Genomic DNA, 11,306 nt, shown 5'->3' on the forward strand with positions numbered 1-11,306 from the left:
TTCAATATATTCCATACAAATAATATCATATTTAAAATGTTTCAATGAAAAAATGTACTCTTTCTATTTAGGACGCAATAACTATATTACTTTTGATTTAATTCTACAATAGGCATAACTTGGGGTAGGTCATCATATGGTTTTTCTTTAAGCGGAGTTAAAAACACCTCGTAAACTATTATTTAACTCTTTCTTATGTAAAGATGAGTTGACTTTTCTATATTGATTTTTTGTTCGCTTCTTCTTCTTTTATAACTATAACTTTTATACTTTCTTCCTATTTTCACCTATCCAAAGTGTTTTGACTATGTTTATAAGCACAATCAAATCAATAAATGGTCCAATTTTATTGAAATAAGAAAAAGACGACCTTTTTGGTCGCCTTATGTATGCTTTACGGAGTTCCTACTCATTAGTTTGCAAGTCATACTTACCAAAATACTCCTGTGGCTGATCGATCATACTCGAAGTCATTACGCTTACTTCACGCAAAGCATTTCTCACGGCCTCTCCTACTAGACCTGCGCTCATAATGGAGTTGGCCGCTTCAATAGTATCGTTAGCCTCTTGACTCCCCTCCGGTTTTGCTTTTTCCGAAAGCTCCTCGTACATTTGCCCGAGCTCTTTACGAGTTGAGATTGCTTCGTTAGAATCCGTAATTGTTCCTAGAATACTCTGCGATAATTGCATGACTTTCGGTTTTAGTTCGTAAGCAAGCGTTGGCTCCTCGGCTGCTTTTGCGAGCTCCCCTAGTGCTACTATTGCGTTATCTGGAGTTGTTGCGAATAATACTCGAGCTTCCAGATTGTCTACTCGTTGCGAGAATATTTTTCGCTTTTGTTCATTTACATCCGGTAGCTGCGAAGTAAGAATCTTCTCCGCCTCCTTTTTCGCATCAGATGCTAGGTCGTTCCGCTCCTGCTTAAGCTGCTTCGCAATTTTCATTGATTTCTTCTCGTATTCCTTAGATAGACGTTGAAGAGCTTTTTCTTTCCCTGATGCAGATAGCTCGGTATTTCGATTTACTTCTGATCTCTTTTCTCTGTATTCATCGATTACTTCCTTGAAAAGAATCGTATTCCCTTGCATAAGTTCTTGAGCTCTTTGTAGTTTCTCTCTCATTATTGATCGCCTCACCTTTGTATATTTGTAGACACTTTTGAATGCCTATATCTGCATTGAGAGTGTTATAGGTCTCCACCTTCATTTGTATAGTACCTGAAGCTTGTTATAGAGCGGATTCCAGCTCCCTATACTGTCTACATATTACTCGCTTTTTCTCTATACTTTCGCATTCTTTCGGCTTTCGCTTTACGATTAGCGTTGCGTTGGCATTCACTACATCGGGTTTGTCGATTACTTTTACGAAAGAACACCTCGGAACAATCCAAACACTTGCGAATGTTCTTCGACTCTTCCAGATCGTCTTGATAGTTAATGCCGTGAGCTTTCTTGTATCTTGCTTCGAGAACGTCATCATTCGGTAACACGCTTTTCTCGAAATAATCGCATGAGATGGCATGGCCGAATCGACTCTCATAGTCGCACTGTGTGTCGTAATGTAAACATCTACTATTCGAGTAGTTTGCGCAGCTTCGTTTGACGAGTCGCTTTACATTTGCGTAAGTAGTTCGATCCAGCATCGTCATTCCTCCTCTTCAGCTTTTTCGATCTTCTTTTGATAATTTTCTAATCGCTCCTTATCTGTTTTACTTTTTCTTTTCGATTTCGCTATCGTCGCTTCACGTTTGTTTGACGCAATAGGGAATGCTCTTTTAAACTCCTCCTCATCTAGCGGATAATAAGGGAGATAGAGATTCCTCTGCCCTTTATCACTCATCTTTCCAACCAGCTTTACTCTGACTAACTTTTTAATAGCTTTCGACACTGTAGCCGAAGTTATGTTTAACTCTCTAAGGAAGTAATTGTAACTTGGAAATGCTACTCCCTCATTCGTGTTGAATAGGTAGACGATCTCGTTATACACGCAAAGTGTAGTCTTTGAGAATCCATCTATGAATAGATACTTGTTTAAATCACGTAATTGCGGAGTAAATGTAGCTCCGCCTAGATCCTGTTTGTTTACTACATTAGAGCGGTCGTTTTTTGCATTGATTGACATACTGTTCCTATACTCCTCTCTACCTTTCGATTACTTTTGAATGATCTTTTAGGTCTTGAATTCTTTGGCTTGTTAAATCGCATTTTGCCAAGATTTTCGCCTCTACATTTTCACTGACACTTCTACTTCCTATCTCAAGCTTTTCGAGGTACGAAATCGATATTCCCAAGCGTTTGGCAAACACCCTTTGCGTTTCTCCGTAATGAGATCGAATGAGCTTGACTGTATACCTATTCAAAACTTAACCCCTCCTTTTTTCTTGTTTGGTCGTTTACCGCACTTACTTTGCAAAAAGAAAAGGAGCCACAAATATTAGTAGCTCCAACACTATGTCAAACGAGGACGACCAAAACCTCGCTTCAATCTAGTAAGCGCATCCGTTTATAAAAACGGTACATACCTCATATTTGATTATTAGGAAAAGACGAGATCGAACTCTCTTTCAAGGAGGAAGATTATTCGTATGAGGTACTCACCTTTTCCCTTCTTATAGATGGCGAAGCCACTCTTTTTTGTATTGCTGAGTGCAGTTAATTATGAACTTTTTCCTTTATTTTTCACTTTACTCTAAGCATTTATATCCTGATGCGTAACACAAGTATTCGAAGAATATATTGTGTAATTAGTATTTAAATCTAAATATGTAAATCTTAATAAGTAAATCTTAGTAACCTTTATTTCTTAAAGAGGGCTACTGTATTATTTAAATAGGAGGCCTTTACAAATTAAAGAGAAGGTCATTTACTTTTTAAAGTAGTATAGTTGTTTCTGCTAAGGTGTTTCGAGTTATATCTTTCAAAGAGGGGCATTTGTATGAATTCTTTCGGAGTTTTATCGTCGTTTTAAATGTGGGTTTTATACATCGATAATATTTTTTTGCTAAAAATTTTTGAGGTCACATTGATTAGAAAGCTCCATTCGGATAATGTGTTGATACCGTCCCTCAAGTGCTAGTTTACATGTCGAGATTATGTGCTGTTGGCTTCAAATTGTTTCACTGGTTATATCAGGTAGAGTAGATGTCAGAAGAAGTTGTCGTTTGGTTTCAAAGACTTAGCTATTGAGTTCAAAAATACAACGTCCAATTTATAAAGACGAGTTGTTGACTTGATGTGGGTCCTGCTTTGGGGGATCACAACTTACTATTTACGTGCTCAAAGCGCAAGGAGAAACATCCAAGGGGGAGGACTTTGATAGTAGTTAATTTCTGATCTTTAAAATGATTTAGACTAGATTAGAAAATCATTTGAGAAGTCCTTTCAGTTTTACCACGTTTACTTTTCCTTTGTTGAAACCAATGAAGGAAAGAATAAGAATGCAAACATAAAAGGCTTGAGAACTTTCTAGCTCACTTCCAGACCATAGAGCTCGGAGCATTAGACCTTTGATATCGCAATACACCGGACTACCTACGAGCCTGCATGCAACTTTCCACCGTTCTAGTATTTGAGGATAGGAATCAGGAGTACCTATGGGTATACTGCGGCATATGAACCTATGAGATAATGTCTTATTACATAAACCAGATGTATAAAAAAGACGACAAGGACCGCAGTCATGTCGCCTATCATAAGTAAGTATTCGCTTATTACCTTATGCCTTCTCGCTCAAGTAGTCTATATAACGTGCCTGTGCCGATGGAAAGCGTCTTACATATATAACGCACTGATTTCCCTTCCTTGTGCCATGCGATAGCCTGAGCAGCTTTGTCGGCCTTTTTACCGTCAAGAGAGACTTCCGTTTTGCGGCCTCGATACTTGCCTTCCTTTTTCGCAATCTCTATCCCTTCACGTTGGCGTTTGAGCGTTAGCCCTCTTTCGAGTTGAGCAAGACTACCAAAAATATTCAAAAGGAATTCATTCATCGGGTTATCATCGGTTGTATCTAACCATGTTTCGTTTAGCGACTTAAGGCTCGCTCCCTTATCTTTGATGCTTTCGACAATCTCAAGTAAGTCCTTTACAGATCGGGAAAGTCTCGATATTTCATGTACTACTACGACATCCCCTTCATTGAGGTCCTCAATCATCTTCAAAAGCTGCCGTCGGTCAGTATTCTTTCCTGATACCTTTTCTTCGTAAAAGACTTCACAGCCTTCTTCTTTGAGCGCTTTCTTTTGTCGAGCTACGTTTTGTCCCTCGGATGACACTCGTATGTATGCGATTGTTCTCATGTTTTGTCTCCTCCGTTACTATTTAGATGATCTTAAGATACACCCAATTTCGGTAACAGTCAAACGGTAACAAGAGATATAGCCGCAAACCCTTGCTATTATCGTCTTTTCTATTTTGTAAAAATCGTTACCGTATAGGTGTAGTCATACAGTTACAAAGTTACAAACTTTTCACATCTTGTATTTTTATGTATAATTAACCTACATCTCAATGTCTCGCCTCCGCAAATATCATGTGGAGGCTTTTTTCAATCTAGTTCTCAACTTATTTATTCCCGGAATTATATAGAAGGATATAATTAATACAGAAATATTTGGAGGTGTATATGAGCAATGTTAATACCTTTTAGTAAAAAAGAAACTCCCTTTAAAGTCCGTGAATATAAATTAGGTGTAAGTGCATCTTATATATTCTATGGAAAATACGATGTGCCATTATATGTTGGAAGTACCATTTGTTTTCGAAAGAGAATGTATAACCATTTCAGCAGCACAACTTTTATGGATGAAGTAGAGAGAATTGAAATTATTGAAACAAAGTATCCCAACTACTTAGAAATGTACCTTATAGGAAAACTTAATCCATTATATAACAAGCGCATAGTCTCACACAAAGAGCCTTACTCTTTAAAAAGAGAGGATTAAACAGAAAGACAAATGCGTAAATAATTTATCAAATATCGTTTTCACTCTGTAGTACTAGGTGGTGTAGTACTCCTATCCCCCGAAGTCCCGCCTCCCATTTCACCTCGCAATTCCTAACCTTGCGAGATTATCTATAGCACCCCCCTGAGTTTTGAATGCTCTTCCAAAATAACCCTTATGTAACTGTTTTTTGCAAACCTACAACAAAATCAAGAAAATGTATCATTTGTATCAGTAAAGTATCTATATACCGTATATGGTAAACAAATGTGAATGATATACACTGGATAATTCCAAATGAAAATACTGCCTTGGTGGGCGTTTGGGATAATTAAACTTTGTTTTTCTAATTAATTATCTTATTAACGCACAAATCACTTATTTGACCTCGTATATTACTTATAAAAAAGTCGAGCACCTTTAAAGATACTCGACCTACTCATGATTATAATAGTTTTTCTACAGGAGAGAATATTCGATGTCCCTCAAAAACATCCCGACTGAATAGATTCACATAATTACGCACCATATCTAGGCTCGTGTGTCCTAAAACTGCTTGTAAATGAAAAACATCGGCTCCATTTTGAACGGACATCTTTGCGAAAGTATGGCGAAATGTATGCGGACTACAACGCACCCCTTCGATTTTAGCTTTTCTTCCGAACAATGCAATTCTGTTTTGAAGCTGCCTTTTCGTAAGTGGCGTATTGTCTATCGTCACAAAAAGAGCATCACTATCTAAATTGCCTCGTACAGTAACGTACTTTCGAAGTTGCTTCTTCATTAAACTCTGAATAGGTACATGCCTTTCCTTATATCCCTTACCGTCTATCTTTATAACGCTATCTTGCCAATTAATATCGTCAATTTTCACTGATACCAGTTCCCGTGCCCTGACACCCGTTTCAAGAAGAAAAAGAAGAATCGTATAATCCCTCATACCTGTAAATGTTGTTTGGTCTGGTTGAGCTAATATCAAACGCATCTGATCTCTACTAAAGGTATCTATAATCGTCTTCTTTTGTTTGATTAAAGAGAGATTTTCAACTGGGTTATGGATAATATAAGTTTCTTGATAGAGAAAATTGAAGAATGCACGTATAGCTCTTAGCTTTGAATTTATAGTTACATCTTTCCTTTTAAGGCTTTCCATCATATAAAGGATTACGTTCTCCTTAATCATTGAAAGTTTAATCTTATCGGGATTAGTACTGATCTTTTGATCTTCTAAGATGTTTCTAAAACCTATTAGTTCATTACGATAATACTTAATCGTGTGATCGCTCAGATTTCGAATCTTACAATCCCGGATAAAAAGGTGCAGCGCAGAATCAAAGTCCTCTGCTCCAGGTACGTGCTTTTGCTTTTTGGGTGTTAAATCTTCCGCCTGTAGTTTATTACTTCTCCGTCCCATTTTCATACCTCCAACGATAATCTTCACCGTTAGATGCGCTAAAGGTAGTGCGAACCACTCGAGAACGGTTCGTAAAACAAGTGCGTACGATTCTTTTAATAGGAAGTCGTCCAAATTCTCGGTAAAAAAGAAATAGCGCCGTTCCCTCTTTCGAAGGAATCAGCGCTATAACAACGTTCATAGGTTTTCATTTAGTACCGGTGGCCGGGGTCGAACCGGCACTCCGTGAGGAACACGATTTTGAGTCGTGCGCGTCTGCCAATTCCGCCACACCGGCATGAACACAGGGTTTAGCCGATGTTAAATCAATGCTAATGTTATTGTTGTCCATACGATTATTGAAACCGTAGAGTCATTAAATCAGACTTTTAACATATATTCAAGCAATACAATTATTGTTAATTACTTTGCGACTTGGTAAGATGTTGTATTTTTTATCGCTTCTGCCCTTGCTATAATGTATCTCCATTTCCTACAAAAACACTCTCTTACATCCCTTTGTTTGTCATCTCTAAGCCTATCGATATATCTTTTGAACTCTTTATCCAAGGCTTTTGTAAAACGTCCAACATCAAATAATATCCAGTCGTTGTTAGTTGTATCATCAACTAAAGACTGACCGTAATAGGTTAACATGACATTCCCTTTTGTTTCTGCTTGATGTAAGATACCACACCTAACTTCAGTATAAAAAATTTCAGCATAGTTAGCATCAAAAGATTGACCAAATTCCTTAAGTGAGATTTTTGATGTACCGTTGAAGTATGGACTTTGAGTTAAAAAAGATATGAATGATTCTTTACTTCTATTTTTTGAATCCTTCCATCCCCTATAAAACTGTTCTAGAGTTTCTATAAGCAAACAGTTTAGAGCCATTATACTAAATCCGTTTTTTACACTTTCATCTTGAGAACATACACTTTCAAGTTTATGGATAATATCTAAATACCTACCTTGTATCCTGTCAATAAATATATCAATTGCCTTCTTCCAATCCTCTTTATCACTGTCAGGCGATAAATTATTAAATAATTGAATACCGTCTTCAATTTTATGGTTGGGTGACAAATAAATATCATCTACAAACATTTTTTAGCGCCCCCTAAGTATTAATTTTGGTACTTAGTTTGATATAGAAAGCTCTTAAATCCTCATTTACTAGCTCTCAATAGAGATAGAGAGTTTTTCGATATCCACTCTTGCTTTATCCATCTCAGTAGGCAGTATATAAACTTATTCAAGTATTTTATTCATAAACTTAAACATAGTCTACTCAAGCTTTTTCTCAAATTACACATCATCACCATGAGCTGCCATGTTACCAATATCTTTAATTGCTTTAATTTTCAAATAAAACTTACATTTCATTTATCCTGTTTGCTTTTCTTTTTCACTATCTAAGTCCAATTCCTCGGATTCCATAATAATTTTTTCGATTTCATTAAGATACACGTTGTATAACTCATCGGTTTTATGAGTGTTTTCACATAATATTGAAGGAAGATTGCTAGACTTCCCCTTGGTTAATTTCGATTGTACTTGTAATATTTTATCGTCGAAACGATAGATGGAATGAGCTGGAAATGAATTAGATATATACACTCTAATACTACTTTGTGTTCTTTTCTTCTTTACTTTTTTCTTTTCATGATAGAGGGTTCTCCATATGGACTGCACTTCGTACATAGTTTTTCTTAATTCATCTTCTTCACGCCCATAAAGCTCAGCTAAACCTTTAACAAAATCCGATTCAGGTGAAAGTAAAATAACCCTTATTTCACAATTCGAATGTAGTAATCGCTCTCTTAATGAATCACTATTATAATTAGTCCAAGTCCTTCCATAAATATGACAGATATCTATCTTTCTGTTTGAATTTTTCAATAAATATCGGTAATCAATATCCCTGACATTTAAGAACACTTCATTAATCCCTGTTTTTTCAATGTTTTCTTTTAATTTGAGTTTGTTTAAAATCAGTCCAACCAGCTTTTCTTTTAGTAGAAATTCGTTTATTAGACCAAATACACCAGTTATTATTAGAGCAGAAGAAATATTGTTTAGTAGTGATATTAATAACTCGTTATCTGTGAGTTGAGTCACTAGGATTAAAATATTGCCTACTAAAATCAGGGATAATACACCAATCCAAAAACTAAGCTTGTAATCTTCTTTTACTTTCTTTTTTATCCCCAACCAATCACCTCTTTCTATTTTTTCACACAACTTATTATACCAATAAGTTCCATAGAAATATAGTTTGTATTATTTGAATCGCATTTATGATTTTACTAGGTTTAAATCCACTCACACAGATAAAAATATCATTCGCTTTGTGTAGTGTTTCATGCAAAAATATCATATTCGAAAACATATTTTTACTTTCGTTTCGCAGATTTTCTCATGAGTTTCTAAAGTGCTGTCAAATAAAAAAACGGTGACTATAAAAGCCACCGCCTATTCTTATGACATTTTCTTAAGCTCCAATTCAATACCCTCCGTAAGACTTTGTTCTTGCATAAATCTATACCACTCACCATTCTCATCAGTCCTACAGTACGTGGTACATTCTTTCATACGATTCTCTAAGTAACCTTTAAATGGGTCTTGCTTACTACCTTTACTAGGTACTTTCTTCAACCTTGGTATCTCTTCAGAGTTTTTGTACTTCCTAATGGTTTTTGGGTCAAAGCCAGTCTCTTTAAAGATAGCTGTGATTGACTAACCCTTTGAAATAGTTCTCTAATCATTATGTATTCCTCAATCTTGATCATCATTTCTACACTCCAAATCTTTATCTAGTATAGAAATGATGATCTGTTATTACTAGAGAATTTGAAACCGTTGTTATTAAGGGGTTTAGAACCATTGCTTACAATAAGTATTAATTTTTTCGGTATAATAACAATGAAAAAGTGTTACACTAACTAAAATTAATACCCCCAATATATCTATCAGAAGAGACCCAGTTAGATTACTGTACAAACATTATTTATTGAAAGAGCCTCTAAAATCTGCGCTTAAATTCATTGCTGCACCCTTTAAAAGTTTAGACCTAGCTTGTAAAAACTTTTCATAATCCTCATCTATTGCAGCTATATAAGCCTCATTATCTATATAGTTACTCTTTAATACCTCTTCCAATCTGTCTCCCAGCAGGTTTTCTAATTCACTGAAATAAATTGAAGGTCGTGAATTTGATATTGTTCTGTTATTGCCCATACTTAATAAGCAAATATTTGCATGAGGGTCAATGTTACTAATACCTGATGATTTCAAGAAGTCCTTAGGGAATATATGATGATATTCATGCCTATTTACCACAGCTAACGCTCTATCTGTGTTTATTTTTGAGCCATCTAATAAACTCAAAGGTTGTTTCTCTGCTAATAACAAGGCAAAAGTTTTACTGCTGGCTTTGTTTAACCTAAAGTTTTCACTAACAAATTTGTCATAATCTATAGGTTTAGTAACTTCTAATTCACTAATTTCATCTAATGCAAACTTTCTAATTTGCTGTAAGTCTATTGTAATCTGAGCTGTATTAAAGGAAGCAAAGTATCTACTTAACGCAACTTTCCAAAACCATTTTTTTAGTTCTTCTCTTTGCATAAGTGTGGGGTTAGGATTTAAATTGAAAAATTCCACCATAAATGTCAATTGAATTGAGTATGGTAAATAAGAGTTAGAACTGATGGGTAGTTCACTTGTCACAAAATCCACGGCGTGTTCATAAGCGGTTTTACATTTATCTGATGCTTCTTTAAGGACAGAGGATTCATAATCTCTTAACCTGTTTATATCATCTTTATTAAAGCCGTGGCCGTTTGCCGAGGATATATTTCTCAAAATTTCTATTTCCCCTACGCCTTCAAAATTTTTATCACTTAAAGACTCCCTTATAGAACTAATGCTATCGCTTAAATCAAATTCTCCGCTCCACGTTGCAGCTCTCATTAGGTCCACCATTGTAAGCCTTCTTCCTGTACTATTAATGCGTTCAAATACAGGGGCGACTTCATTAACTTTCATATCTCCTATTGTGACAGCAGCTATTTTATAATCTTTAATAGACTGCAATAAAGCTTGTGCTTTTTGTTCGTATTTACCTTGTTTTTTATGCCCTTCAAACCTTTTACATTGATTTAAAAAATCAAAAGTGCCAAGTAGCTTATTTAAAGGAAAATACTCCACTCTTTCTTCACCCTCAGGGTATACAAAGACTTCCTTATCTAAATCGAAAGCTATATTCCACATACTTCTTGGATTTTCCCCATCCCAATATAAAGCACCACATAAAGTTGATAACCTTTGCTGACCATCTAGTAAATAATTGGTTGGATATTCTTCAGACCTTTCATTAATTTCTAAATCACCAATCATTCGTTCGCTTGCTAACTTCTCTTTAGTTAGCCACAACAATATACTTCCAATGGGATACCTGTTGTAAATGCTATCTAGTAAAGCTAATATATCACCTTTTTTCCACACAAAAGGTCTCTGGAATTTCGGCAACTTTATATCTCCGCTTTTCACTTTAATTATCAACTCTTCAATTCTAAGAATTTCTGGCTTAGGGTCATGTTTATAGGATTTCATTATCACACACTCCTTTTACATTTTAAGTAAATAATACCACAAAAATCTAATTAACCTATAAAAAAAAGCGGAAGTCCGCTTTTTTGAACTGTACCCCATAATATGGACAGTTTATAAAAAGAGCCTTAGGCAGCTAAGAGATGGCCTCGGTATTGTACCGGGGTCATCTTATTTAACTTCCACTGATATCTCTCGTTATTATATTTACTTATATAGTTGTTCACTTCTTCTTTTAGTTGGTTAAAGCTCTCACATGCTTTATGATCCACCATATCTTTCAAATGACCAAAGAATGATTCCATTGGGGCGTTATCCCAACAGTTTCCTCTGCGAGACATCGACTGGAGAAGGCC

The 11,306-nt window shown here is 35.7% G+C and carries 10 protein-coding genes and 1 tRNA gene; 1 reads left to right on the plus strand and 10 read right to left on the minus strand.

Annotated features, from left to right (window positions below):
- Positions 1–405: 405 nt before the first annotated feature.
- The 4 genes from H615_RS0119145 to H615_RS0119165 form a co-directional block, all read right to left on the minus strand.
- Complete coding sequence (locus H615_RS0119145) at positions 406–1,122, minus strand: hypothetical protein (protein ID WP_027956647.1); 717 nt, start codon at positions 1,120–1,122, stop codon at positions 406–408.
- 137 nt (positions 1,123–1,259) lie between these two features.
- Entirely contained in the window at positions 1,260–1,649 is a 390-nt protein-coding gene (locus tag H615_RS22925) for a cysteine-rich VLP protein (protein WP_084163226.1), read from the minus strand.
- Entirely contained in the window at positions 1,646–2,122 is a 477-nt protein-coding gene (locus H615_RS0119155) for a helix-turn-helix domain-containing protein (protein WP_027956648.1), read from the minus strand. The genes H615_RS22925 and H615_RS0119155 overlap by 4 nt, the downstream gene beginning before the upstream one ends.
- A 1,588-nt stretch (positions 2,123–3,710) precedes the next feature.
- Positions 3,711–4,295 carry a recombinase family protein gene (locus H615_RS0119165; RefSeq protein WP_027956650.1) on the minus strand — a complete coding sequence of 195 codons (585 nt, stop codon included), beginning with the start codon at positions 4,293–4,295 and terminating at the stop codon, positions 3,711–3,713.
- Positions 4,296–4,628: 333 nt separating this feature from the next.
- Here H615_RS0119165 and H615_RS0119170 point away from each other — a divergent pair, with 333 nt between their 5' ends.
- Positions 4,629–4,940 (plus strand): GIY-YIG nuclease family protein, encoded by a 312-nt coding sequence (locus H615_RS0119170; protein WP_027956651.1) that lies wholly within the window; start codon positions 4,629–4,631, stop codon positions 4,938–4,940.
- 445 nt (positions 4,941–5,385) lie between these two features.
- On the opposite strand, the gene H615_RS0119175 is transcribed toward H615_RS0119170, so the two are convergent.
- From H615_RS0119175 to H615_RS22205, 6 genes are all read right to left on the minus strand, one after another.
- Entirely contained in the window at positions 5,386–6,354 is a 969-nt protein-coding gene (locus H615_RS0119175) for a tyrosine-type recombinase/integrase (RefSeq protein WP_027956652.1), read from the minus strand.
- Between the two features lie 195 nt (positions 6,355–6,549).
- Positions 6,550–6,631: transfer RNA gene (locus H615_RS0119180), tRNA-Leu, on the minus strand.
- 125 nt (positions 6,632–6,756) lie between these two features.
- Positions 6,757–7,443, minus strand: a complete 687-nt coding sequence (locus tag H615_RS21910) for a hypothetical protein (protein ID WP_051254776.1) — start codon at positions 7,441–7,443, stop codon at positions 6,757–6,759.
- Between the two features lie 279 nt (positions 7,444–7,722).
- Entirely contained in the window at positions 7,723–8,550 is an 828-nt protein-coding gene (locus tag H615_RS0119190; protein ID WP_027956653.1) for a hypothetical protein, read from the minus strand.
- A gap of 792 nt (positions 8,551–9,342) precedes the next feature.
- On the minus strand, positions 9,343–10,953 hold the full coding sequence (locus tag H615_RS21915; RefSeq protein ID WP_051254777.1) for a DUF262 domain-containing protein: 1,611 nt from the start codon (positions 10,951–10,953) through the stop codon (positions 9,343–9,345).
- Between the two features lie 125 nt (positions 10,954–11,078).
- Positions 11,079–11,306: IS3 family transposase (locus tag H615_RS22205; protein ID WP_027956655.1), on the minus strand; the 228-nt coding region annotated here is incomplete at its 5' end.

The organism is Halobacillus kuroshimensis DSM 18393 (assembly GCF_000425705.1).
GTDB classification, from domain to species: Bacteria; Bacillota; Bacilli; order Bacillales; family Halobacillaceae; genus Halobacillus; species Halobacillus kuroshimensis.